The organism is Microbacterium sp., from assembly GCF_052099035.1.
GTDB lineage: Bacteria > Actinomycetota > Actinomycetes > Actinomycetales > Microbacteriaceae > Microbacterium.
Window position 1 is genome coordinate 26,506 of record NZ_JBQDSX010000021.1, and the last position, 23,131, is coordinate 49,636.

The window sequence follows — 23,131 nt, forward strand, 5'->3', positions numbered from 1 at the left end:
CCATCTCGGGAACCACTCGTGCACGGAGGGGGGCTACCGCCCGCGGCATTCGGGGCGCACACTGGTGTCGTCACTCAACGTCGTCACTCAATCAGGAGGAGCAACCATGTCGCACAAGGTCGGATACTTCGTCGGAAGCCTCTCATCCACGTCGATCAATCGTGTGCTGTCGAAGGCGCTGCTCGGGGTCGCACCGGACGACCTCGAGTTCGTCGAGATCCCCATCGGCAACCTGCCCTTGTACAGCCCAGACCATGACGGGAACTATCCGGCAGAGGCCCGTGCTCTGAAGGACGCGATCTCCGCGAGCGACGCGATCCTCTTCGTCACGCCCGAGTACAACCGCTCAATCCCGGGCGCCCTCAAGAATGCGATCGACTGGGCCTCTCGCCCGTGGGGGCAGAACTCCTTCGATCACATGCCGACGGCCGTGATCGGAGCATCCATCGGCGTTATCGGCACCGCGGTCGCGCAGCAGAGCCTTCGTGCGGTGCTGGCGTTCTGCAACGCCCGTCAGATGACCGCGCCGGAGGCGTACATCCACTTCACCGCGGAGGTCTTCCGCGAAGACGGGACCATCACGAGGCCGGAGACCGAGGACTTCCTGCGTGCATACATGGAGGAGTTCCGTGAGCACATCCAGCGTGTGCTCACGGTGCTGCCGCGACAGTGACGAGCCGGGCGACGATCAGTGGTTTCGAAGGGCCTTGATCAGCTCGGCCTTGCGCTTGCCGGAGTAGCCGGTGAGGCCGAGTTCTTTCGCGCGCTTGCGCAGTTCGTCGACCGTCCAGTCCTCGTAATCGCCGGCCTCGCCGCCGCGGCGGCCGACTTCGGAGCGACCCTTCTTCGTTCCGCCGGTCGCATTCGAGATGCGGGCCGCCTTCTCTTTGGATGCTCCATCGTCGCGAAGCTCCTCGTAGAGCTCGGGATCCTTCAGTCGTGAGTTCGCGCCACGTGGCATGGTTCTCTCCTTCGGATTCAGTGTCGGTCAGGGGTTGGGTTGCAATTCGATGTGCTCTGGCTGGCCGATCTCTTCGGCGCGCGCACGCAGCAGATGGCTGGCTGCGGCGACTGTCGCCGTCAGTACGGCATCCGCTCCGCCATCGATCTGGAGAGGAACGTGTCCGACACCGTCATGGGTCGCCCAGCCCAGATAGACCGTTCCTGGCTCGTGACCGTCTTCAGGATCGGGCCCGCCGACGCCGGTCGTCGCGACACAGACGTCGGCCGCGAACAGTGCGAGGCCGCCCGCGGCCAGTTGCTCGGCGCACTCGGCAGAGCACGGGTCGACCCCTGGCTCCAGCGTGAGCAGGCGCTGCTTGACGTCGGTCATGTACGCGACGATGCCACCGGCGAACCAGTCGCTGGCTCCCTCGCCGGCACCGACCGTGTGGGCGAGGGCTCCAGAGGTGAGGGACTCGACCACAGCGATACGAAGATGGCGCGTGCGCGCCAACTCGCTGATGCGGTCGATGTCGGTGGACGGCGAAGTAGTCACACTCGGCCCTAGCGGGAGATGCTCTCGACGGTCACGCCGGTGGTCTCCGCAGCCAACGAGCGTGCGATATCAGCCTGGCTGAGAATGCCGACGAGTTTATGGTCCTCGATGACGGGCAGTCGGCGGATCTGATGCTCCTGCATCTTCTGGAGAGCGATGTGGATGTCATCCGATGCGTCGACGGTGACGGGCTTCCCCTGCGCAAGCGCCCGTGACGGCGTGCTCTCTGTATCGAGCCCCTCGGCGACGGCGCGGACCACGATGTCTCGGTCGGTGAGCATCCCCTTCAGCTTCCGGTCTTCGCCGCAGATGGGCAATGCCCCCACGTCGAGTTCGGACATGATGGCTGCCGCGATGCTGAGAGAGTCGTTCTCTCCGATGCAACGGGGTCCGGGCGTCATGATGTCGCGTGTGATCGTCATTGTCTTTCCTCTCTAGCCGTCCTTGACCTCAAGATCGGCCTCGGGTTCGTCGGGAGAGCTGTTCGTGTAGTCCGGCCGTGCCGGCTGCGGCGGTTGGTCATCGAGCTCTCCGCCCTCGCGACCGCCGAAGGGACGTCCATGATCAGCGAACTCTTCTCTGCCGAACACCAGCGTCCAGGGCCCGGCCGTGAAGCGCGCCCCCGTGCGCAGGATTTCCGAGCGGTCTCCGCCGTCGCTGTCGACCGCGCTCTTGTTCATCTCTCCTGCGCCATGAAGGGTGAGCACGTACTCGTCCCGCTCGTCATGGGAAATCGTCGCATGCACGGGATCGGTGTCTGCGAGCTGCAGTTCGTTCCCGTCCGCCGTGCCGATGCGCACGGTGTCCGTCGTGATGTGATGGATAAATCGATCGTCGTCGCGCGAGATGCGCAACTTCGGATCGCCCGCACCCCATGCAGCATGGGTAGTTGTCGGTTTGTATCCTGGCGCGGTCTGGTCGGTCATGTCGCATCCCTTCGGTCTCGCTCACTGGAACGCAACGTTATGCCGTGACGACACGGACCAGGAGGGCCTTGACCTTGGAGGCACCCGACGCTAGTCGACTGAGCGTTGCACGTCCTCAGGGATCAGCGTGATGCCACCACTGGAGTTGGCGGAGTTCGCCATCGCGGTGATCCACTCGGCGCTCAGCGACGGTGGTTCCGGGGTCTCGAATACGAAGCGCAATGGAATCGAGGGATGCAACCAGATCGTGGACCGGCCGGGGTGATCTTCTTCCGGGTGTTTCCACGAGAGTGTGAAGCTCTCATTGCGTCGCAGCTTCGTCGCGATGACGACCTTGAGATGTGCGAGAGCGCGATCCTCTACGGGAATCGGGTCTGCATCGCCGCCGTAGTAAATCATGCCCATGACGCTAGGCTAGCCAGAGGACCTCGCGTCCGATAGCGGCTTATGTCGCAGTCGAACAGTCAATGGCATGAGAGCAAGGCACCAACATGGGCAAGTTCGTCTACGAGGGCGGCGTCAAAGTCGAAGTCGAGGATCGTGCGCTGCTGCACCTGCAGCTCGTGATCAGTGCGAAACTGCGGCGCGGTGAGCCGTTCGCGTTCAGCTGGCGTGAAGATGCCAGTGTGGGTGGCGGCCGCACCACGGTGTGGGTGCATCCCGGGAGCTCGATCGTCTACAAGTACTACGGCGGACGTCAGCCCGCGGTCAATCGTGCATGGGTCGACGCTCTCGCCTTCACAGCGAACTCTCCCGCCGGCCTCTACGTGGTTCCCGAGCCGGCCGACACCGGAGATGCTCCCGGCACTGCGGAGATGTCTACGGTTCCGCCAATCAGCTGACATCCGAACTTCACCGTGTCAACCCCCTTGGCACCGTCGCCGAAGCGGCTGAGAGTCTAATCACACTCAATCGCGAGAGGTGATCAGCATGCACGATACAGACCCACGCCACGCGCACACCGACGAAGAGTTCCCCGCTCAGCAGCAGAATCAGCCCGGTCAGACCGACCAGATGCGCCCTGCGCCCGATCACGGTGAGGACACCTACGAGGGCCACGAGCGGATGGTCGGTCGGCGAGCGCTCATCACCGGCGGGGACTCCGGAATCGGCCGGGCTGTGGCGATCGCATTCGCCCGCGAAGGCGCGGACGTCGCCATCGCGCACCTGCCCGAGGAACAGGCAGATGCCGATACGACCCTCGACTTCGTGAGAGAAGCCGGGCGCACCGGACTCAGCATCGCGGGCGATCTGCGCCATGAGGACTTCGCGACAGAAGCGGTGCAGAAGACGCGGGATGGGCTCGGCGGGCTGGATGTTCTCGTGCTGAACGCCGGTTACCAGCACGACGTCGACGGCTTCGCAAATCTGCGCACCGATCAGATGCGCCGGGTGTTCCAGACCAACCTCGAAGGGCTGCTGTTCTCTGCCCGGGCCGCGTTCGATGGCCTCGAGTCCGGAGCGAGCATCATCGTGACGGCTTCCATCCAATCGTTCGAGCCGTCGTCGGGTCTCATCGACTACGCCATGACGAAGGCGGCGCAGGTCGCGTTCGTGCGAGCGCTCGCCGAAGAGGCGGGACCGCGCGGCATCCGTGTCAACGCAGTCGCCCCCGGCCCCATCTGGACGCCCCTGATTCCCGGAACCGGATGGGACGACGAGAGGATCCGTTCCTTCGGCAGCGACACGCCCCTGGGGCGTGCCGGGCAGCCGGCCGAACTCGCCGGTGCATACGTCTATCTCGCCTCCACAGAGTCGTCGTACACATCGGCGGCGATCCTTCCCGTCACCGGGGGAAAGCCATTATGACCATGACAGCACCGGAAGCCCCGCGGTCGGCGTCGGTCTGGGAAGTGATCCAGCTGACCCGCACTTCCTGGCGCATCTGCGATGCCGCGCTCACCGAGACGGATGCTGCCCGGCTGGTGGCCTACGTCGATCGGAACGACACGGGACATTTCGACGTGCTCTGGTTGCGCAGCCCCTGTCCGACGCGCTCGCGGTATCGCGATCTGGACGAGATGCTCGCCGATCTGGATGCCGCAGAAGCAGCCGTACCCACCTCTCGCGCCACGCGGCCGCTGCCGATCCCGCACTTCCCGCCGTCGCACTGAGCGTTGCGTGCCTACGTGAGGATCACGAGCTCGCGCGTCGAGCGGGTCATCGCCACGTAGCGGTCCACGGCCCCCTCGATCCCGTCGCCGAACGCCTCGGGATGCACGAGCACGACGAGGTCGAACTCGAGGCCTTTCGCGGTCTCCGCAGTCAACGAGCGCACCCGGTCCGTGCCGGTGAACGTCTCGTCGCCGATGACGACCCCGGTGCCCTCGGCGTTCTCGACGAGCCAGCTCTTGACGATCGCATCGAGTTCGGCGACCGCACCGTGCCGCACCGGGATGCCACTGGAGCGCACCGATGTCGGCACGTTTGCGTCGGGGAGGGCAGCACGGATCACCGGAGCCGCCTCGGCCATGATCTCCTCGGGCGTGCGGTAGTTCACGGTGAGAGCTGCGAGTGAGATATCTCGCAGCCCCGCATCCGCGAGTCGATCTTCCCACGTCTGGGTGAAGCCGTGCCGGGCCTGCGCCCGATCGCCGACCACGGTGAAGCTCCCCGACGGGCATCGACTGCGCAGCATCCGCCACTGCGCATCCGTGAGCTCCTGCGCCTCGTCGACGATGATGTGCGCGAACGGACCCGCAAGCGCATCATGCGCGAAAGCCGGGAGCGCATCGTCATCATCCAGGCTGTTCAGCACGTCCTCGCCGCCCAGCATCGACAGGAGGCCGAGGTCGTCGTCGGACGCATCCGACAGGGACTCGGCGACGTCGGCGCGGTACGCGCGCTCGGCGGCTCGCGCGCGCGCACGTTCGCGCCCGATGCGTTCGGCATCAGGGTCGCCGACGGCGCGCCGGGCAGCATCCAGGAGAGGGAGATCGGATGCCGTCCACGGCGTGGACGCGCCTGACTCCGAGCCACCGCGCTGCAGGGTCTGAGCCTCGGCATCGGTGAGCCAGGGGGCGCAGCGGGCGAGGAACCCCGGGTTGGTCCAGAGGGCGGCGACGAGCGCGGTCGGGTCGAGCAGCGGCCATGCGCGGTTGAACGCCTGCGTGAGCACCTCGCTCTGGCCGAGCAGTCGGCGCAGCTGTGCGCGCGGGATCTGTCCGGAGAACCGGTCGCTGACGATATCGACCAGTGCATCCCAGATCTCGTCGCGAGCCTCGTTGTGCGGGGCACCGGTGTCGATACCGAAGGCCTCTTCCCAGTCGATGTCACGCACACGCAGATCCAGCCACGGCGTCTCGACGATCGTGCCGTGCTCGGGCGGACGCTCATACAGACGGACGGCAGTTTCGACGGCGTCGATCAGGCGCGCGGATGCCTTCAGGCGCGCGACCTCGGGATCGCGTTCTGGCGGCGCCTCGCGTCCCTCGGGAACGAGATCGCGCAGTGTGCAGGTCTGGACGCGATCCTCACCGAGGTTCGGAAGCACGTCGTCGACGTAGGCGAGATACGGCTGGTGCGGCCCGACGACGAGCACGCCGCCACCGCTGCCCCGTGAGATCCGAGTATCCGAGTAGAGCAGGTACGCGGCGCGGTGCAGGGCGACGACGGTCTTGCCGGTGCCCGGTCCGCCATCGACGACCAGCGTCCCCTCGGACCCTGCGCGGATGATGGCATCCTGATCCGCCTGGATCGTCGCCAGCACGTCGCGCATGCGTGACGAGCGCGATGTGCCCAGGCTTGCGATGAAAGACGACTGATCATCGAGCGCGCCACCGGCGGCGAGGGCCTCAGCGGTGAATGCCTCGTCCCAGTAGTCGCTGACGTGTCCGTTCGCCCAGCGGTATCGACGGCGGCTGATGAGGCCCATCGGGTCTGCGAGGGTGGCGCCGAAGAACGGTTCAGCAGCGGGCGCACGCCAATCGACGAGCAGCTGATGACCGTCTGCACCGGCGAGGCCCATGCGTCCGATGTAGATGTGTTCACCGGCATCCGTCACCATGCGTCCGAGGCACATGTCGATGCCGTAACGACGCAGCACGGTCACCCGCGCATTGAGCCGATGGATCTCGAGATCGCGGTCGACAGCCGCGCCACCGACACCGCTCGGCGAGGCGAGGATGCGCTCGAGTCGAGCGGATGCCACGGCCAGGCTGTCGCGCAGCGTGTCGGCGATCGCAGTGAACTGCTCATCGTCGTGATCGATGAGGGCGGGGTCTGCTTTGAAAGCGAGTTTTTCAGAGAGGAGGAAGGCGCTGAGGGTGGGGTGATTCACGGGGCTCCGATCCGGTGTGCAGGGCGGTTCTCACCACGCACGATCGACCAGTATGCGCCGTGCAGGGGGCCTTGCCGCAAGCCCCCACCTCGCTGATAAACTGGAAGTGCGGGAAGATAGAGGCATGGCTCCTCCCACCCCGCAGCTGCAGCGCAACGCTCTCGTTCCCAGTCTGATCGCTGCGATCGCGCTGATCATCTCTCCGCTGCCCCTGTTCGCAGAAGGCCTCGGGCGGACGATCATCCTCTTCGTCGTCGCGATCCTTGCGCTCATCGTCGCCTGGTTCGCGCTGCAGGCCGCTCAGTGGTGGTGGACCATCGTCTTCGTCGCGGTGGCAGTGATCTGGAACCCGGTGTTCCCCCTCACGCTCGACCCGCTGGTCTGGATCTTCGGAAGCGTGATCGGCGCACTGGCATTCGTCACCGCCGGTGCGGTCGTCAAGAACGAGCGCACGACGCCGTAGCGATCAGGCGACGAGTCCGAGCCGGTGCGCGAGGATCACGGCCTGGATCCGATCGCGCACCTCGAGTTTCATCAGCACGCGCCCCACGTGCGTCTTCACCGTCGACTCGCTGAGGAAGAGCTTCTGAGCGATCTCGGTGTTCGTGAGGCCCTCGCCGATGGCGATGAAGACGTCGCGCTCGCGCTCGGTGAGGGAGACAGTGGGGTCCTCCCCGCTTGACGGCGCAGGCAGTTGCGGACCGAGATGCTCGAGGAACCGTCGTGTCACCCGAGGTGACAGCACGGCATCTCCACGGTGCACCGCACGGACGGCCGAGATCAGTTCGTGGCGCTGCGCATCCTTCAGCAGGAACCCGCTCGCACCCGCGGCGATCGCGCCGAACGCGTACTCGTCGAGATCGAACGTGGTGAGGACGAGCACGCGGCTCTCCGGAAGCTCGCGGGCGATGGCTTCTGTCGCCGCGATGCCGTCGGTTCCCGGCATCCGCACGTCCATCAGCACCACGTCGGGTCGGAGCGCGCGCGTCTGGACGATGGCGGCGGTGCCGTCGCCGGCTTCACCGACGACCTCGATATCGGCTTCGGCTTCGAGCACGAGTCGGAAGCCGACGCGGATCAGCTCCTGATCGTCGACGAGCAGAACCCGGATGCTGTCACTCATCGTGTTCCTCGGTTCTCGATGTGAGCGCGGGCAACTCGGCGTGCAGCCGCCATCGTCCCTCGTCGGCCGGGCCGGAAGCGAGCGTGCCGCCGACGTGAGCGGCGCGCTCCTGCAGACCGCGGATGCCGAATCCGGACGTGGCGGCGGGGCCGGAGACTCCATCGTTCTCGATCTCGATCGTGACAAGCTCTGCGTCGTGCGCGATGCGTACCGAGATCACGCGAGCATCGCGTGGATGCCGCATCGCATTCGTCATGCCCTCCTGCACGATCCGCCCGATCGCGAACTCGACCGCGGGGGAGACGGCGGGAGACACGGCGGCCGGTCCCGTGATCGTGAGGGTCGCCGGATATCCTGCCCGCTGCGCGGCGGCGACCGTGTCCTGCGGGGATACCGGATTGGATGGTGCGAGAGGGGCATCCGCATCGCCCTCGCGCAGCACGCCGAGCATCGCGCGCATCTCGGTGAGGGCAGCTCGTGCGGTCGCGGCCGCTGCGGTCGAGGCATCCCGCGCGCGCTCGCGGTCATCGGTGGCGGCGGCCCCCTCGGACAGCGCGACGACCACGGTGAGCGAGTGCGAGACGATGTCATGCATCTCTCGGGCGATGCGCGCGCGTTCGGATGCGGCCGCGATCTGACCCTGCTGGTCGCGCTCGACCAGCAGCTGGCGGGAGCGATCGATGATGGCCTCGACGTAGCGTTTGCGGCCGCCGATGTTGACCCCGATGAGGGTCCCGATCAGTGCCATGGTGAGCTGGCCCGCCACACCGTTCAGGGTTGCCTGCAGAGTGAGGACCCCGATCAGCAGCATCCCCGTCGCGATCAGTGTGTACGCGGCCATCCCGTATGCCAGACCGATCCAGGCGGCGCGCGTCGAGCGGTAGACGGCGAGGGAGTAGCTCGCGACGAGGAGCAGGATGCCGCCGGCGGGAGAGAGGGAGAACAGGTACGCGACCGATACGGCGTACGCCGCGATGAAGACGAGCGCCGGCCACCGTCGACGCCATACCGTCAGCACGGAGGCTCCGACGATGAGCACCGCAAGCACGATGTACAAAGCGGGTGATGGGACGGGGGCGTCCGCGCGTGCTGGCGGGCCGTAGAAGTCGAGGAACGTCATCGGTCCGGTCGTCAGTACGAAGCACAGCAGGGCGATCAGGATGTCGGCGAGCAACGGATGCCGCGCCCAGAATCTGCGGATCACCCCGGGGGTGCGCGGCAGCCGCAGCTCCTCGTCCGTGAGGACGGCCTCTGTGAAGGCGGTGGAGCTGCGGCTGGCGTTCACGTGGTCGACTCTACGCGTCACGTGTGCGCAGGACCGCCCATGCGGCGAGCATGCCGGCGGCCACCCATGCGGTGAGGGTGACGTACGCCTCGACCACGGGGATTCCGAAGTCCTCCTGCGGAAGGATCGCGCTCTGCGCGGCCGACATCGGCAGGTGGTTCACGACGTCGGCGATCCACTCCCACCCAGGGCCTGCTCCGGCGAAGAGGCTCGCGATCAGCGGGAGGACGAACAGCAGCCCGACGGTCGCGGCGATCGCCCCCGCGCCGGAGCGGAGCAGGAACCCGAACGCGACGCCGATCAGCGCGAACACGGCCATCGAGATGGAGGCTGCGAGGATCGGGAGCGTCGACTTCGCGGGATCGTCCCACGCGAACGGGATGCCGCTGTCGAGGAAGAACGGAGTGACGGCGATCGCTGCCGCGAAGAAGATGATCAGCGACGACAGGAAGAGCACGATTGCGATCACCGTCGCCTTCGCCGCCAGCACGGCACCGCGGACCGGCTGCGCGGCGAACGTCGAGCGGATCATTCCCGTGGAGTACTCACCGGTGACCGAGATGACGCCGAGGATGCCCGCGAGCAGCATCGTGAACTGGATCGGCGAGACCACCGCCTGGATCGGTTCGAAGCCTTGGGCCTCGCTGAGCGACGCCGCCGCGATCACGGCGATTCCGATCGTGAGGAGGGCGGAGATGCCGATCGCCCACCACGTCGAGCGCAGGGTGGACAGCTTGATCCACTCGCTGCGCAGTAGCCGGGGGAAGGTCAGCCGGTAGGGCGACGCGGCACGGGTAGTGCGCTCCGGGGCGGTCAATGTGGTCATGAGATCTCCTCGGGGTTCTCGATGGAGCTGCGGTACTCTACGGAATCGCCGGTGAGGGCGAGATAGGCATCCTCGAGCGATCCGGTCGTGGGTGTGAGCTCGTGCACCGCGATGCGCTCGGCGGCCGCGACATCCCCGATACGGGATGCCGGGATGCCGTTGACCTCGAGCGTCTCGAGCCCCGTGGTGATGATCTCCACGTCCGTGCCCGCGAGGGCTGCGGCGAGATCGGCGGCGCGCGGAGCGCGCACGTGCACCGAGTTCGTCGTCCATGAGCGCACGAGCTCCTGGATCGGAGCATCCGCCAGTACCTGCCCGCGCCCCATCACGATCACGTGATCGGCGGTCTGTGCCATCTCGCTCATGAGGTGGCTGGAGAGCAGCACCGTCCGACCCTCGGATGCCGCGTGGCGTACGAACTGGCGCACCCAGCGGACGCCCTCGGGATCGAGGCCGTTCACCGGTTCGTCGAGGATCAGCGTGTGCGGGTCGCCGAGGAGCGCCGAGGCGATACCGAGGCGCTGCCCCATTCCGAGCGAGAACTTGCCAGCGCGTTTGCGGGCGACCGGGCCGATGCCCGCGAGGTCGATGACCTTGTCGACACGGGAGGTCGGGATGCCGTGGGTGGCCGCCATCGCCCGCAGATGGTTGCGGGCGCTGCGGCCGGTGTGCACGGCCTTCGCGTCGAGGAGTACTCCGACTTCGCTGAGCGGTGCGCGCAGGCGTCGGTACTCCTGGCCATTGACCGTCGTGCGGCCGGCGGTGGGCCGATCAAGGCCCACGATCATGCGCATTGTGGTCGACTTGCCGGCGCCGTTCGGGCCGAGGAAGCCGGTGACCGTGCCGGGACGGATCGTGAACGACACATCCTGCACGGCGGTCTTGTCTCCGAACCTCTTCGTGAGGCCTTCTGCTGTGATCATGCTTCGACGCTACGGGTGACAGGGTGCGGTGCGCGTCCTCCTGCAGTACCGACTGCTGCGGTACTTCAGGATGACGGACGTGGGGCGCGCGTGTGGCGTTCGCGAGGGTTCAGGCGTACGGTGCGGGTATGGACGAGCACCGAACCGATCCCGCTGAGGAACGCAGCCCGCGAGACACGGCCGAAGACACCGCGCGCCCGAGTGACAACGCGCCCCTCGGCGGCGACGAGACGACCGAGGAACAGCTGGATGCGGACAATGAGGTCGAGGAAGACATGCTGAAGTCGCTGAACCCCGACGACTCCCCGGCCTGAGCGCGCCGGCCGACCACGGCTCACCGCCCCGGCACGCGCTGGCAGGTGAGAAGCTTGATGGATGACTTCGTCTCCGACGGCAACCGACTCCCTGACGGATGCTGAGATCCTCAGCATCCGCGCGGACTTCCCGATCCTACAGACCGACGTGAACGGGCATCCGCTCGTCTATCTCGACTCCGGGGCCACCTCGCAGCGCCCGCTCGCCGTCCTCGATGCCGAGCGCGAGTTCCTGACGACGCTGAATTCTGCCGTTCATCGCGGCGCGCACACGCTCGCCGCCGAGGCGACCGAGGTGTTCGAAGACGCCCGCAGCACCCTCGCCCGATTCATCGGCGCTGATGACGACGAGATCGTCTGGACATCTAACGCCACAGAGGCCATCAACCTCGTCGCGTACGCATTCTCCAACGCATCCGTCGGTCGTGGGGGAGCAGCGGCCGAACGATTCCGGCTCGGCGAGGGCGACGAGATCGTCACCACCGAGATGGAGCATCACGCCAACCTCATCCCGTGGCAGGAGCTCGCCGCTCGCACCGGAGCGACCCTCCGCGTCATCCCACTCGACGACGACGGCGCGCTCCGGCCGGGCGAGAACCAGATCACCGAGCGCACCAAGATCCTCGCGGTCACTCACGTCTCGAATGTCCTCGGCGTGATCAACCCGATCGAAGCCCTCATCACCGCAGCCCACAGCGTCGGTGCCCTCGTGCTGCTGGACGCCTGCCAATCGGCGCCACACATGCCGCTCGATGTCAAAGCACTCGACGTGGACTTCGCCGTCCTCTCCGGTCACAAGATGCTCGGGCCCACCGGCATCGGCGCACTGTACGGGCGCCGCGAGCTGCTCGAGGCGATGCCGCCGTTTCTCACCGGCGGATCCATGATCACCACGGTCACGATGACCGAAGCCGAATACCTTCCCCCACCGCAGCGCTTCGAAGCCGGCACGCAGCGGGTGTCGCAGGCCGTCGCGCTCGCCGCGGCCGTGCGGTACCTCGAGAGCATCGGGATGCCGCGGGTCGCCGCCCATGAAGCCGCCCTCGGCCGGCGGCTCGTCGACGGACTCACCGCGATCGAAGGCGTCCGAGTGCTCGGTGCCGGCATCGACCTGCCGCGCGTGGGACTGGCGAGCTTCGACATCCCCGGCATCCATTCGCATGACGTCGGCCAGTTCCTCGACGACCAGGGCATCGCCGTGCGGGTCGGACACCACTGCGCGCAGCCGCTGCACCGCAGGCTCGGTGTGACAGCATCCACACGCGCGAGCACGTATCTGTACTCGACCGAGTCCGAGGTCGATGCGTTTCTCGACGGCGTGAGCGCGACCATCGACTTCTTCGGAGTGCGCGCATGACTTCCAGCGATCTGCAGAACCTCTATCAGGAGCTGATCCTCGACCATTCGCGCACCCCGCACGGCTTCGGCCTGCGCGACGAGGTCAAGGCGCAGTCGCACCAGCTGAACCCTACTTGCGGCGATGAGATCACCCTGCAGGTGCATCTCGCAGACGACCGGACCGTCGAGGCGATCGCCTGGGAGGGCCACGGCTGCGCGATCTCGCAGGCCTCGGCATCCCTGTTCGCCGATCTCGTCGAGGGGATGACGGTACCCGAGGTGCAGAAGCGGATCGATGCCTTCCGCGAGGCGATGCGCTCCCGCGGCAAGATCGAGCCCGATGAAGAGCTCCTCGGCGACGCCGCAGTCCTCGGCAGCGTCTCGCGCTACGTCGCCAGGGTGAAGTGCGCCATGCTCGGCTGGGTCGCCGCCGAGGACGCACTGCGCAAGCTCGACTGATGGAATACCCGAGCCCGCCGCACGTTGTCCCCACCATGACAACTTTCGGAATCATCGGCGCAGGACACATCGGTAGCCAGGTCGCGCGTGCGGCCCTCGCACACGGACACGAGGTCGTGATCTCGAACTCCCGAGGCCCCGAGACGCTCAGCGATCTCGTCGCCGAGCTCGGCTCCGGTGCACGTGCGGCCACCGCAGCGGAGGCGGGTGCCGCCGGCGACGTGGTCGTGGTGACCGTGCCACTCAAGGCGCTGGAAGAGATTCCGGTTGAGCCGCTGGCGGGCAAGATCGTCCTCGACACCAACAACTACTACTTCGAGCGAGACGGACACATCGAGGCCCTCGACAAGGGTGAGACGACGACCTCGCAGATGCTGCAGGACCACCTTCCGTCGTCGAAGGTCGCGAAGGCCTTCAATCACATCCGATCCGACGAGATCACCACCGATGGCACACCGGCCGGCACGGAGAACCGCCGGGCGCTGGCGACCGCGAGCGACTTCGACGACGCCGCGGCGTTCGTCACCTCGTTCTACGACGAGATCGGATTCGACACGGTGAACGTCGGTCCGCTGAGCGAGTCGTGGCGCGTCGAGCGCGACCGTCCGGCATACGTGGTGCGTCAGAACGCTGCGGAGCTGACGGAGAACCTCGCGAAGGGGAACCGCCTGCCCTGAGCGCGCGCTCGACCGCGAGCGGGTCGGCACGTTACGTTGCGTGTCTCCCCGTTAACGCGCGTGTCGCAGGTGGGTGACGGCACGGCGACCCACGCGGATGCTGAATACATGAGTCATCTGGTCAGCGTGGCGCAGCTGCTGCACCTGCAGAGCGTCGCAGAGCATGGTGCCGGCCCGCCGGTGCGGCTGCTCGACGTGCGCTGGCGGCTCGATCGTCCCGAGGGACGGCCGGAGTACCTCCGGGCCCATCTTCCGGGAGCTGTGTACGTGGATCTCGAACGCGAGCTTGCTCGTCGCGGCCAGCCGCAGGAGGGGCGGCATCCGCTCCCTGCGATCTCCGACCTGCAGCGCTCCGCCCGCGGCTGGGGGATCGACGACGAGGACATTGTCGTCGCCTACGACGACAACAGCAGTGTTCCAGCGGCCCGATTGTGGTGGCTGCTGCAGCGCACCGGCATCGATATCAGGGTGCTCGATGGTGGCATCCGCTCCTGGGCTGCAGAAGGTCTGCCCTTCGAGCAGGGGGATGTGCTTCCGGCATCCGGTGGGGTGACGCTTCGCGCCGACGCCCCGGACGATGTGCTCGAGATCGATGAGGTCGACGGCTTCGCATCGACCGGTGTGCTTCTGGATGTGCGCACGCCCGAGCAGTACAGCGGAGTGCAGACGGTCGATGCTCCCGTCGGGGGTCATATTCCTGGAGCGGTGAACCTGCCGGCGATGGCAGCACTCGACGGCAACGGGCGCTTCCACCCGACCGCGGTGCTGCAGCGCGTCTTCGCCACAGCGGGTGTGAACACCGACTCCGATGTCGCGGTGTACTGCGGCACAGGCGTCGCCGCCATGCACACCGCGCTGGCCCTCGAACACGTGGGGATCCGAGCGCGGGTATATCCCGGGTCGTGGAGCCAGTGGTCGAACACCCGAGGTCGATCCGCTGCTGACGGAATTCTCCCCTCCGGGCACGTGGTGCGGATCTAACTCGCGCGGCGCCTCACGCCGCCGGGGTGGTGGTGTCGGTTGCCTGGCGCAGCGTTCCGCGCATCGTTCGCCAGTAGCGTGTCGGAGCGACGCGCACGATCACGTCGACGAGTCGCGCTTCTCTGCCGATCACGGTGCGCCGGCGGCGCCGCTCGGTGGCCCGGATGATCTGCGCCGCAGCGCTCCCGGGCTCCGTGTGGTACATCGCCGCCTGCGCGGAGGCAGCTCGTGCGGCCACCGCCGGGTCGATCGATTCGGCGTAGCGGCCATGCAGGATGATGCCGGTGCGGACCCCGGCGGGGTGGATGATGCCGACCGTGACCGAGGTGCCTTCGAGCTCATGGCGCAGTGCCTCGGAGAACCCGCGCACGGCGAACTTGCTCATGGAGTACGGGATGCGTCCCGCAGGGGCCGCGAGCGCGTAGAGGCTGCCCAGGTGAGTGATGTGCGCGGCGGGTGCCTTCCGCAGAGCGGGTAGCAGAGCCTTCGTGATCGACACCGTGCCCCACAGGTTCACGTCCATCAGCCAGCGCATCTCCTCGAGCGTGAGCTGATCGAGACTGCCGAGCATCGATGAGCCGGCGCAGGTGATCAGCGCGTTGATCCGGGGATGCGCGGTCATGATCTCGTCTGCGGTCGCGAAGACGGCATCGTCATCGCGCAGGTCGACGACGTAGGTGCCGACGGGTCCGGGGAGATCATCTGCGAGCGATTTCAGCGCGGTGGCATCACGGTCGACGAGGACGAGGCTGGTGCCTTCTGCGGAGAGCTGGCGCGCGATCGCGGCTCCCATGCCGCTGGCGGCACCGGTGACCACAGTGGTGTTTCCGGCGAGGGTGAGCCGTTGCATTCGTTCTCCTTGAGCACTCGGGCAGTGCGGGTGACGTCTTCGGCAGGTGGGGAGAACCTGTCAGCATCTATTGTGGCCGACAGTTGTGTCAGTTGGGAACGGTACGATCTGGACAGGAGGTTCTGGTGGGACGAACTGCGGATGCCATCGCCGAAGGCGTCGCGATAGCCACCGCTGCCGCGCGCCTGGCGGTCAAGAACCAGATCCTGGTCGGGACGATCGCCCGAGGCGGCGTCTTCGACGCCGAGAAGTATCTCGATGTTGCCCGCGAGGCCCTGCGTGCGATGGCCACGGAGTCGGAGCAGGCGGCTGAGAATGTCACCCGTCTGCGCAAGCGCGCACGTGGTCGGCACTCCGACCCCGCGGGGACGCACGATTATCGCGATCGCGATGTGCGAAACCTCCGCCGTCGCGCCAAGCAATCCGCGGGCGTCGCCGAGCGTCTGAACGCGATGATCGACGACCCCGAGAAGCTCGGCGTTCTCGTCGAAGAGGCACGGGTCGCCGCATGGGCAGACGTGCGCGGAAACCTCGACCGTCGCCTGGTGGTGGAGGGCATGCGTCCGGATCAGGACCCCGACTACGACGCCATGCGCGAGGCCCGGATGCAGGCGCTGCGCCTGGTCGATCTGCAAGCGCTGTCCTCGCAGCAGCGCGCGAAGCGCAAGCGCGAGACAACCGCGTGAGCCCGGTTTCGCGTTCGCGTCATTCGTCATGTATTCTTGCTGAGGCCCGTTGCGTTGGAACAGGCCGAAAATGCGCCACTAGCTCAATGGATAGAGCATCTGACTACGGATCAGAAGGTTAGGGGTTCGAGTCCCTTGTGGCGCACACTGTGTTGAGACAGTACTGGAGTCCCCGTCGCGAAAGCGGCGGGGACTTTCTCATTCGTGGTCTTGTCGATCAGATCAGCGTAGCCTTGAGGTGTGACAGCGTACGTCTCGGCCTTTGACCTGTTCTCCATCGGGGTGGGGCCGTCGAGCTCGCACACCGTCGGTCCGATGCGCGCGGCGCTGGACTTCTCGCGGCGCCTCGCGGCTGGAGGGATGCTGACGGAGGTCGCCCGTGTGACGTGCACCCTCTACGGTTCGCTCGGTGCCACCGGCATCGGGCATGGCACACCGGATGCTGTCGTGGCCGGCCTCGGCGGACTCGAGCCGGAATCCTGCGACCCCGCCGAGGTCCGTCAGGCGTGGACGACGTTCCCGGAGGGCGGGAGCCTGCTCATCGCCGGTGCCCATGCGGTGCCGTTCGCCAAGGGCGACGTCGAGTTCGCGCCGCGCACGCGCCTACCGGGGCATCCGAACGCCATGACACTGCGGGCGCACGCGGCAGACGACACGGTCCTCGCTGAGGACACCTACTACTCGATCGGCGGTGGATTTATTCGCCGCGACGGTGAGGAGCCACAGGTGTCCGCGGCCGGATTCCCGCTCGACTACACCGATGCGGCTTCCCTGATCGCGCTCTGCGATGAGCGCGGCATCACGATCGCCGACGTCGCCCGCGAGAACGAGATGGCAGTGCGTTCGGAGACCGACGTCGCGGATGGTCTCGACGCGATCTGGGACGCCATGGCCGAATGCGTGGATGCCGGACTCCATGCGGATGGGGTGCTCCCCGGCATCCTCAAGGTCAAGCGTCGCGCCTCGGCGATCCGCGAGCAGCTCGCTGCGATCGAAGCCGAAGGGTCCCCGGCGATCCCAGGGGAGTGGCTCGGAGCGTTCGCGCTCGCCGTCAACGAGGAGAATGCCGCGGGTGGGCGGGTCGTCACCGCTCCCACCAACGGCGCCGCCGGAATCCTGCCCGCCGTCGCGATGTACTGGTGGCGCTTCCTCGCCGATTCCGGGCTCGGCGCGGGCAACGCCGTCACACCGTACGGCGAGCTCGTCGGCAGCGCCCTCCTCGGCTTCCACGGTCCTTCGGACCCTTCGACAGGCTCAGGGCCCGAAACAAGCTCGGACCCTTCGACAGGCTCAGGGACCGAGAGCGGGTCGCCGAGCGAGAATTCCCGCGGGCCGTTGAGCGAGCGAAGCGAGACGAAACGCGTTGAGCGAGCGCCAGCGAGCCGAAACGATGAGTCCCAGCAGCACATCACCGAGGCGAACCGCCGCCGCGGCATCCGCCGTTTCCTCCTCACCGCGACGGCACTGGGCTCGCTCTTCAAGGCGAACGCATCGATCTCGGGAGCCGAGGGCGGATGCCAGGCCGAGGTCGGCTCCGCCTGCGCGATGGCGGCGGGAGGCCTCACCGCGGTGATGGGCGGCACGAACCGGCAGATCGAGAACGCCGCCGAGATCGCCATGGAGCATCATCTCGGTCTCACGTGCGACCCGATCGGCGGGCTCGTGCAGATTCCCTGCATCGAGCGCAATGCGATCGCAGCATCCACCGCGGTGACCGCCGCGCGACTCGCGCTGCGCGGCGACGGCGAGCACTACGTATCGCTGGATGCCGTCGTCGAGACCATGCGGCAGACCGGAATCGACATGTCGACGAAGTACAAGGAGACCAGCGAGGGCGGCCTCGCGGTCAACGTCATCGAGTGCTGAGCGGCCGTCAGTCCCGCGCCGCGCGGCGGGTCGTATGCCGCGTCGGCTGCGCCTGCCACGGGTCCTCCGGCCAGGGATGCTTCGGATACCGCCCGCGCATCTCGGCGCGCACCTGGGCGTATGGTCCTGACCAGAACGACGCGAGGTCGTCGGTGACGGCCAGTGGACGCGCCGCGGGTGAGAGCAGATGGAACAGCACCGGTACCCGTCCGCCCACCAGTCGCGGCGTCTCAGCCCATCCGAAGCACTCCTGCAGCTTCACCGCGACCACCGGACGCGCCGTCGAGTCATCGAGCGGCGGATACGTGATGCGCACGCGCGACCCGCTGGGCACCTCGAGCCGCTCGGGTGCGAGGGCGTCAAATTCGGATGCCGCCGGCCAGGGAAGCAGTCTCCGCAGCGCCGAGGTGAGATCGATGCGCGAAGCGGCTGTGCCGGTGGCGAGAGCGTCAAGCTCAGGGGCGAGCCAGACATCGAGATTGTCGAGCAGCGCGGCATCAGAGACGTCCGGCCAAGGCATCCCGAGTTCGCGATGCAGCAGTGCGAGGCGGCGGCGCAACTCGTCCGCGGCATCCGACCAGGTGAAGACGCCGAGTCCGTCGTGGGAGAGCGCGCGGCGGACGGCGTCGCGTCCGCCGTCGCCGGCCTGTGCACGCACCGGGACGGACGACCGCACGATCGCCCCGATGCGTCGCTCACGGCGGGCGACGACGCGACCTCCGGAGAATTCGGCCTCGACGCGGTCGGTCATCAGATGATCGGCGGCGAGCTCGACCTGTTCTTCGGAGATCGCGGCGGCGGCGCGAATGACCGCGCCCGTTCCTGCCGCGGCACGGCTCTGTGCGCGAGCCACGTCTGCGACGGCGAGCCATTCGACATCAGCAAGCGGCCCTGTGAGGCCGGCGCGGGTTCCGGATGCCAACAGGTACGTCGCCCCGCTCGCGGTCCGCTCGACACGTCTCGCCACCCGTTCGGGGAAGGCGAGCGCGACCACGAGTCCGACGTCATCCGTGCTCGCACGTGCACGGTCAGCATTCGCATACGTCGCGTTGCGCAGGAGCCTGGTGACTTCCTGCGTCCATCGGCGAGAATCCGGTGCGCGACGGTTGCGGAATTCCACGAGGGATGCCGCAATGTCACTGCCGGCGATGCGGATGTCACCGCCGATCAGCGCGACCACTTCGGCGGCGAACCGTGCTCCCACCAGCGGCGCTCCGTCGCGGAGCGCCCGTGCGAGTCGGGGATCGGTGGGAATGCGGGCGAGCTCGTGCCCCTCCGTTGTCGCCCGTCCGTCTGCATCGATCGCACCGATCGCGTGAAGCACGACCAGCGCATCGTTCAGGCTCTCCGTGGGGAGCGGATCGAGCATGCGGAGCCCGGCGCCACCCGGCGCACCCCAGCAGGCGAGCAGCAGTGCCGCGTCGGTGAGGTCGGTGGTCATGATTTCGGGTGCCGGTCGTGCGGGCGCTGCCGCGTATGTGCGTTCTTCCACGCAGCGGATGACGGTGCCCGGGCCCTGTCGGGTGGCGCGTCCGGCGCGCTGGACGGCGGAAGCTCGGGACGTCGGGCCCGTGACCAGTCCGCTCATCCCGCGAGCGGCATCGCGCTGCGGATATCGAGAGAGGCAGGTGTCTACGACGATGCGGACGCCCGGCACCGTGAGCGATGATTCCGCCAATGAGGTGGTGACGATGATGCGCGGCGGGTCGGTCGCGGTTCGGCCACCGATGACGGCATCCTGCTCGCGCGCGGGCATCTGCCCGTGCAGCTCGCGGACGTCGACGTCGCGGGCACTCGCCCTGATGCGCTGGGCAATCTCGGATACTTCGCGTGCTCCGGGTGCGAAAACCAGGACGTCGCCGGCGGGATCGACGCTGCGCAGTTCTCGACCAGCGGATGCCGCGGTGCCGGCCACATGGTCAAGGAACCCCCAGGTGACACCGCGTTCGTCGAGGCGGGGCGGGGGGCTTGGGGCCCAGCGCTCCTCCAGCGGAAACTGCGGCACCGTCTGCGTCACGATCGGGGCGGGGGCAGCATCCGTTCCGATGACCGACGCCACCTTCTCGGCATCGAGCGTTGCGGACATGGCGACGACGACGAGATCATCGCGCAATTCGCACACCTCGCCGAGCAGCCCGATCAGCAGATCGGTCTCGAGCGCACGTTCATGCACCTCGTCGAGGATGACCGCTCCGACGCCATCGAGTGCGGGGTCGTGGAGCAGCCGGCGAAGCAGAACGCCAGCGGTGACGAACTCGATGCGTGTCTCGGGGGAGACTTCGCGCTCGCCGCGGACGGTGAAGCCGACGCGACTGCCGAGCGGAAAGCCGTCGAGCTGTGCGAGCCGTCGGGCAGCGGCACGAGCGGCGACCCGTCGCGGCTGGGTGACGATGACACGGCCAGTGACACGATTCGCGAGTACCGGCGGCACGAGCGTGGTCTTGCCGGTGCCCGGGGGAGCGCTGACCACGACGGCAGGGCTGTCGTCGAGCGCCGCGCGCACGTCGTCGACGGACTCTGCGAAGGCCAGGCCGTCGCCGATCGTCGCGATATCGAACGGGGTGCGGGTCACCACTCCATCTTCGCGGGTCGGGCGTGGTGTCGCGCGTCGCTCGCCACTGTCCTGCGATCACCGGTGCCATGCGAGATGGTTCTCGTCGGTTATCGGCGTCCGTAACCGACGAGAATCATCCCGTGTCACTCGGCTGCTGCGGGTGGAGCCGGGGGCGTCGTTGGCGCCTTCGGGGTCTTGGCCTTCTTCGGAGCGGATGCCGGAGCTGCCGCCGGCGCCTGCGCGTTCGCGATGCTGTCGCCGATTCCGCGGCCGACTGCCTGTCCCTGGATGATTCCGGCGAGGTCGAGTCCGGTCGCCGAGCTCACGCTGTCGAAGACCGAGCGCAGTGCGATTGCGCTGTCGCCGCCGACGACACTGGATGCTCCTTCTTCGCCACCTCCGCCGATGATCGAGACGTTGCCGATCGTCGCGTAGCCCTTGGCGAACTCGCCCATGATCGTGGGCAGCACCTCGATGACGCGCTGGGAGAGGAACGCCTCCTGGTTGGAGGCGATGGCCTTCGCCTCTGCTTCGGTCGCGGCAGCGCGGGCTTCACCCTCGGCGCGGATCGCATCTGCCTCGGCGTTGGCGCGCAGGCGGCGTGCTTCGGCCTCAGCTTCGGCGAGCGCACGCAGGGCGTTGGCCTCACCGGTGGCCTTCGACTCGGCCGCGGCCGCTTCACCTGCGGCACGCGCACGGTCGGCCTCTGCCTGCTGCTCGGCGATGCGGGTGCGGGCCTCGGCCTGCTTCACCTGCTCGATCGCAGCAGCCTCTGCTGCGCGCTCACGCGTGTAGAGGTCGGCCTGGGCACGAGTCTCGGCTTCGTACTTCTGTGCATCAGCGACGCGCTTGACGTCAGCATCCAGCTGGGCCTGGCGGTTCTCGGCGTTCTGCTGAAGAACAGCCTGCTCGGCCTGGGCACGGGCGAGGTGCTCGGCCTGCTCGGCCTCGGCGCGGGCCCGACCGATGCCGGCGTTCGCGTTTGCCGTGTTCGTGTCGAGGGCCGTCTGCTCCACCAGGTTCGATTCCTGGTTGGTGATGACCTTCTGATTGATCGCACGGTCGGCGTTGGTCTGCGAGATCTCGGCGGACTGGCGCTTGGACTGGATCTCAGGGGCACCGAGCGACTGGATGTAGCCGACGGCATCGGTGATGCCCTTGATCTGGAACGAGTCGAGGATCAGCCCCTGCTCGGCGAGGTCCTGCGAGACATCAGCGGCGATCTGATCGGAGAACTTCTTGCGGTCGCGCATGAGCTCGACGACCGAGAGTGTGGCGACGATCCCGCGCAGGGCGCCCTCGAGCTGCTCTGTGGTGAACTGCTCGATGGCCTTGTCCTGCGAAGCGAATCGCTCGGCAGCACGGCGCACGTAGAGCGGGTCAGAGGCGATCTTCACGATCGCGACGCCGTCGACATTCAACGTGACGCTGTCGAGTGACTGTGCTTCCGCGTTGAGCGATACCTGACGCGAGCGCAACGAGATGATCTCATGGCGCTGCGTGATCGGGTTGACCAGGGACTTGCCGTTGACGATGACCGTGACGGGCGATTCGACCATTTCGGGTTGCCCTGAGAAGCTGCCGTCGGCGTTGCGCTTTTCAACGGTGCGCTGAACCTTCTGCTTGCGTCCCGAGATGACCAGCGCCTCATCGGCTCGCGCGACCTTGATCCAGCTGCGTGCGAATAGCAGCACGACCAGTCCGATCACGATCAGGACGACGACGATGATGCCGACGAGAATCAGAATGCCGATTGCTCCGGCGATCTCCATATGTTTTTCCCTCTCTCGCAGCCCGCGTGTGCGGCGACTGCACAGTCGACTATGCCAGAGACGGTATCCCCGGGGTCAGGTCAAGTGGATGCTGTGGAATCAGCGTCCGCGGAGCTTGTCGGTCAGGACACACAGCTGGCGCATCTCCTGCTCCTCGAGTACCGACATGCGCTCGGCGATGGAGCGACTGTGCGTGGTGGCGACCTCGCGGAAACCGCGCGCCCCGGCATCCGTCGCTGTCAGCACCGCACCGCGCCCGTCTTCGGGGTCGGAGGTCTTCGTGATCAAGCCGCGCGCGACCATCCGGTCGACGAGGCGCGAGACGCTCGGCTGACTGATGAGCATATTCGTCGTCACCTCGCGCAGACGCACCGTCATGTTCGGGGCACGGGTGACCGTGAGGAGCACGTCGTACTCGGCCTGAGTGATCGGGGTGCCTTCGAAATCCGCCGACATGGCCATGAGTAACTCGTGTTGCGCGCGGAACAGGCCCTCCCACGCTTCGAGCGCGAGCTTACGGTCCGTCATGAGATACAACAATAACGGAATGGTGAAGGGTCGGTCGGAGAGGCTCCCGACCGACCCTTATCCCTTGCACCAAGAGTGTCCTGCAATCACATGCGGTGGATGCCACAGCAAACATTCACCGTGTGATCACTGTATAACGGCGAGGTAACGAATGCAACGTTTTGGTTACGGAGATTTTAAGTTGCCGAAACTGTCCTGTCTCACTCGAGTTGGCTAAATCTCATTCGAGTTGACAGTCGTCTCATT

Annotated in this window: 26 protein-coding genes and 1 tRNA gene; 13 read left to right on the forward strand and 14 right to left on the reverse strand. The window is 67.0% G+C overall.

Annotated features, from left to right (window positions below; all coding sequences use genetic code 11):
* Nucleotides 1-106: 106 nt before the first annotated feature.
* Nucleotides 107-673 carry an NADPH-dependent FMN reductase gene (locus ACTIAO_RS08730; protein WP_441905900.1) on the forward strand — a complete coding sequence of 189 codons (567 nt, stop codon included), beginning with the start codon at nucleotides 107-109 and terminating at the stop codon, nucleotides 671-673.
* A 15-nt stretch (nucleotides 674-688) separates the two neighbouring features.
* On the opposite strand, the gene ACTIAO_RS08735 is transcribed toward ACTIAO_RS08730, so the two are convergent.
* The 5 genes from ACTIAO_RS08735 to ACTIAO_RS08755 form a co-directional block, all read right to left on the reverse strand.
* A complete protein-coding gene (locus tag ACTIAO_RS08735; protein ID WP_441905901.1) occupies nucleotides 689-961 on the reverse strand; it encodes a DUF7218 family protein in 273 nt (90 codons plus the stop codon).
* A 27-nt stretch (nucleotides 962-988) separates the two neighbouring features.
* Entirely contained in the window at nucleotides 989-1,498 is a 510-nt protein-coding gene (locus ACTIAO_RS08740) for a CinA family protein (protein WP_441905902.1), read from the reverse strand.
* An 8-nt stretch (nucleotides 1,499-1,506) separates the two neighbouring features.
* On the reverse strand, nucleotides 1,507-1,920 hold the full coding sequence (locus ACTIAO_RS08745; RefSeq protein ID WP_441905903.1) for a CBS domain-containing protein: 414 nt from the start codon (nucleotides 1,918-1,920) through the stop codon (nucleotides 1,507-1,509).
* Between the two features lie 12 nt (nucleotides 1,921-1,932).
* Nucleotides 1,933-2,424 (reverse strand): hypothetical protein, encoded by a 492-nt coding sequence (locus ACTIAO_RS08750; protein WP_441905904.1) that lies wholly within the window; start codon nucleotides 2,422-2,424, stop codon nucleotides 1,933-1,935.
* Nucleotides 2,425-2,514: 90 nt separating this feature from the next.
* Complete coding sequence (locus tag ACTIAO_RS08755) at nucleotides 2,515-2,829, reverse strand: DUF7882 family protein (RefSeq protein WP_441905905.1); 315 nt, start codon at nucleotides 2,827-2,829, stop codon at nucleotides 2,515-2,517.
* An 86-nt stretch (nucleotides 2,830-2,915) separates the two neighbouring features.
* Here ACTIAO_RS08755 and ACTIAO_RS08760 point away from each other — a divergent pair, with 86 nt between their 5' ends.
* The 3 genes from ACTIAO_RS08760 (at nucleotide 2,916) to ACTIAO_RS08770 (ending at nucleotide 4,538) form a co-directional block, all read left to right on the forward strand.
* Nucleotides 2,916-3,266: a DUF7882 family protein gene (locus tag ACTIAO_RS08760; protein WP_441905906.1), complete on the forward strand. Its 351-nt coding sequence runs from the start codon at nucleotides 2,916-2,918 to the stop codon at nucleotides 3,264-3,266.
* Between the two features lie 88 nt (nucleotides 3,267-3,354).
* Nucleotides 3,355-4,233, forward strand: coding sequence for an SDR family oxidoreductase (locus ACTIAO_RS08765; protein ID WP_441905907.1), 879 nt, complete (start codon nucleotides 3,355-3,357; stop codon nucleotides 4,231-4,233).
* Nucleotides 4,234-4,235: 2 nt separating this feature from the next.
* A complete protein-coding gene (locus ACTIAO_RS08770; protein ID WP_441905908.1) occupies nucleotides 4,236-4,538 on the forward strand; it encodes a hypothetical protein in 303 nt (100 codons plus the stop codon).
* A gap of 11 nt (nucleotides 4,539-4,549) precedes the next feature.
* On the opposite strand, the gene helR is transcribed toward ACTIAO_RS08770, so the two are convergent.
* Nucleotides 4,550-6,703 carry an RNA polymerase recycling motor ATPase HelR gene (gene helR / locus ACTIAO_RS08775; protein WP_441905909.1) on the reverse strand — a complete coding sequence of 718 codons (2,154 nt, stop codon included), beginning with the start codon at nucleotides 6,701-6,703 and terminating at the stop codon, nucleotides 4,550-4,552.
* Between the two features lie 124 nt (nucleotides 6,704-6,827).
* Here helR and ACTIAO_RS08780 point away from each other — a divergent pair, with 124 nt between their 5' ends.
* A complete protein-coding gene (locus ACTIAO_RS08780; RefSeq protein ID WP_441905910.1) occupies nucleotides 6,828-7,166 on the forward strand; it encodes a DUF6804 family protein in 339 nt (112 codons plus the stop codon).
* Nucleotides 7,167-7,169: 3 nt separating this feature from the next.
* Here ACTIAO_RS08780 and ACTIAO_RS08785 read toward each other — a convergent pair whose 3' ends face one another.
* The 4 genes from ACTIAO_RS08785 to ACTIAO_RS08800 are packed head-to-tail and all read right to left on the reverse strand — an operon-like array spanning nucleotide 7,170 to nucleotide 10,860.
* Nucleotides 7,170-7,826, reverse strand: coding sequence for a response regulator (locus tag ACTIAO_RS08785; protein WP_441905911.1), 657 nt, complete (start codon nucleotides 7,824-7,826; stop codon nucleotides 7,170-7,172).
* The gene (locus ACTIAO_RS08790; protein WP_441905912.1) at nucleotides 7,819-9,111 is read right to left on the reverse strand and encodes a sensor histidine kinase; all 1,293 of its coding nucleotides are present in this window, start codon (nucleotides 9,109-9,111) and stop codon (nucleotides 7,819-7,821) included. The genes ACTIAO_RS08785 and ACTIAO_RS08790 overlap by 8 nt, the downstream gene beginning before the upstream one ends.
* 10 nt (nucleotides 9,112-9,121) lie before the next feature.
* Nucleotides 9,122-9,937: an ABC transporter permease gene (locus tag ACTIAO_RS08795; protein ID WP_441905913.1), complete on the reverse strand. Its 816-nt coding sequence runs from the start codon at nucleotides 9,935-9,937 to the stop codon at nucleotides 9,122-9,124.
* The gene (locus ACTIAO_RS08800; protein ID WP_441905914.1) at nucleotides 9,934-10,860 is read right to left on the reverse strand and encodes an ABC transporter ATP-binding protein; all 927 of its coding nucleotides are present in this window, start codon (nucleotides 10,858-10,860) and stop codon (nucleotides 9,934-9,936) included. The genes ACTIAO_RS08795 and ACTIAO_RS08800 overlap by 4 nt, the downstream gene beginning before the upstream one ends.
* Before the next feature lie 128 nt (nucleotides 10,861-10,988).
* Here ACTIAO_RS08800 and ACTIAO_RS08805 point away from each other — a divergent pair, with 128 nt between their 5' ends.
* The 5 genes from ACTIAO_RS08805 to ACTIAO_RS08825 all read left to right on the forward strand — a co-directional run bounded on the left by ACTIAO_RS08805 (nucleotide 10,989) and on the right by ACTIAO_RS08825 (nucleotide 14,629).
* On the forward strand, nucleotides 10,989-11,174 hold the full coding sequence (locus ACTIAO_RS08805) for a hypothetical protein (RefSeq protein ID WP_441905915.1): 186 nt from the start codon (nucleotides 10,989-10,991) through the stop codon (nucleotides 11,172-11,174).
* Nucleotides 11,175-11,235: 61 nt separating this feature from the next.
* A complete protein-coding gene (locus tag ACTIAO_RS08810; protein ID WP_441905916.1) occupies nucleotides 11,236-12,531 on the forward strand; it encodes a cysteine desulfurase in 1,296 nt (431 codons plus the stop codon).
* Nucleotides 12,528-12,971 (forward strand): Fe-S cluster assembly sulfur transfer protein SufU, encoded by a 444-nt coding sequence (gene sufU, locus ACTIAO_RS08815; RefSeq protein WP_441905917.1) that lies wholly within the window; start codon nucleotides 12,528-12,530, stop codon nucleotides 12,969-12,971. The genes ACTIAO_RS08810 and sufU overlap by 4 nt, the downstream gene beginning before the upstream one ends.
* A 35-nt stretch (nucleotides 12,972-13,006) precedes the next feature.
* Nucleotides 13,007-13,648 carry an NADPH-dependent F420 reductase gene (locus ACTIAO_RS08820; protein WP_441905918.1) on the forward strand — a complete coding sequence of 214 codons (642 nt, stop codon included), beginning with the start codon at nucleotides 13,007-13,009 and terminating at the stop codon, nucleotides 13,646-13,648.
* Nucleotides 13,649-13,756: 108 nt separating this feature from the next.
* Nucleotides 13,757-14,629, forward strand: a complete 873-nt coding sequence (locus ACTIAO_RS08825; protein ID WP_441905919.1) for a sulfurtransferase — start codon at nucleotides 13,757-13,759, stop codon at nucleotides 14,627-14,629.
* A 13-nt stretch (nucleotides 14,630-14,642) separates the two neighbouring features.
* On the opposite strand, the gene ACTIAO_RS08830 is transcribed toward ACTIAO_RS08825, so the two are convergent.
* Nucleotides 14,643-15,479 (reverse strand): SDR family NAD(P)-dependent oxidoreductase, encoded by an 837-nt coding sequence (locus ACTIAO_RS08830; RefSeq protein ID WP_441905920.1) that lies wholly within the window; start codon nucleotides 15,477-15,479, stop codon nucleotides 14,643-14,645.
* Between the two features lie 125 nt (nucleotides 15,480-15,604).
* Between ACTIAO_RS08830 and ACTIAO_RS08835 the strand changes: the two genes are divergently transcribed.
* From ACTIAO_RS08835 to ACTIAO_RS08845, 3 genes are all read left to right on the forward strand, one after another.
* Complete coding sequence (locus tag ACTIAO_RS08835) at nucleotides 15,605-16,165, forward strand: asparagine synthase (protein ID WP_441905921.1); 561 nt, start codon at nucleotides 15,605-15,607, stop codon at nucleotides 16,163-16,165.
* 72 nt (nucleotides 16,166-16,237) lie between these two features.
* Nucleotides 16,238-16,310 (forward strand) — tRNA-Arg (locus ACTIAO_RS08840).
* 95 nt (nucleotides 16,311-16,405) lie between these two features.
* A complete protein-coding gene (locus tag ACTIAO_RS08845; RefSeq protein WP_441905922.1) occupies nucleotides 16,406-18,031 on the forward strand; it encodes an L-serine ammonia-lyase, iron-sulfur-dependent, subunit alpha in 1,626 nt (541 codons plus the stop codon).
* 7 nt (nucleotides 18,032-18,038) lie between these two features.
* Here the strand turns inward: ACTIAO_RS08845 and hrpB are convergent, their stop codons facing one another.
* The 3 genes from hrpB to ACTIAO_RS08860 form a co-directional block, all read right to left on the reverse strand.
* Nucleotides 18,039-20,603, reverse strand: coding sequence for an ATP-dependent helicase HrpB (gene hrpB, locus ACTIAO_RS08850; protein ID WP_441905923.1), 2,565 nt, complete (start codon nucleotides 20,601-20,603; stop codon nucleotides 18,039-18,041).
* Nucleotides 20,604-20,728: 125 nt separating this feature from the next.
* The gene (locus tag ACTIAO_RS08855) at nucleotides 20,729-22,357 is read right to left on the reverse strand and encodes an SPFH domain-containing protein (protein WP_441905924.1); all 1,629 of its coding nucleotides are present in this window, start codon (nucleotides 22,355-22,357) and stop codon (nucleotides 20,729-20,731) included.
* Nucleotides 22,358-22,456: 99 nt separating this feature from the next.
* A complete protein-coding gene (locus ACTIAO_RS08860) occupies nucleotides 22,457-22,885 on the reverse strand; it encodes a MarR family winged helix-turn-helix transcriptional regulator (RefSeq protein WP_441905925.1) in 429 nt (142 codons plus the stop codon).
* Nucleotides 22,886-23,131: the final 246 nt, after the last annotated feature.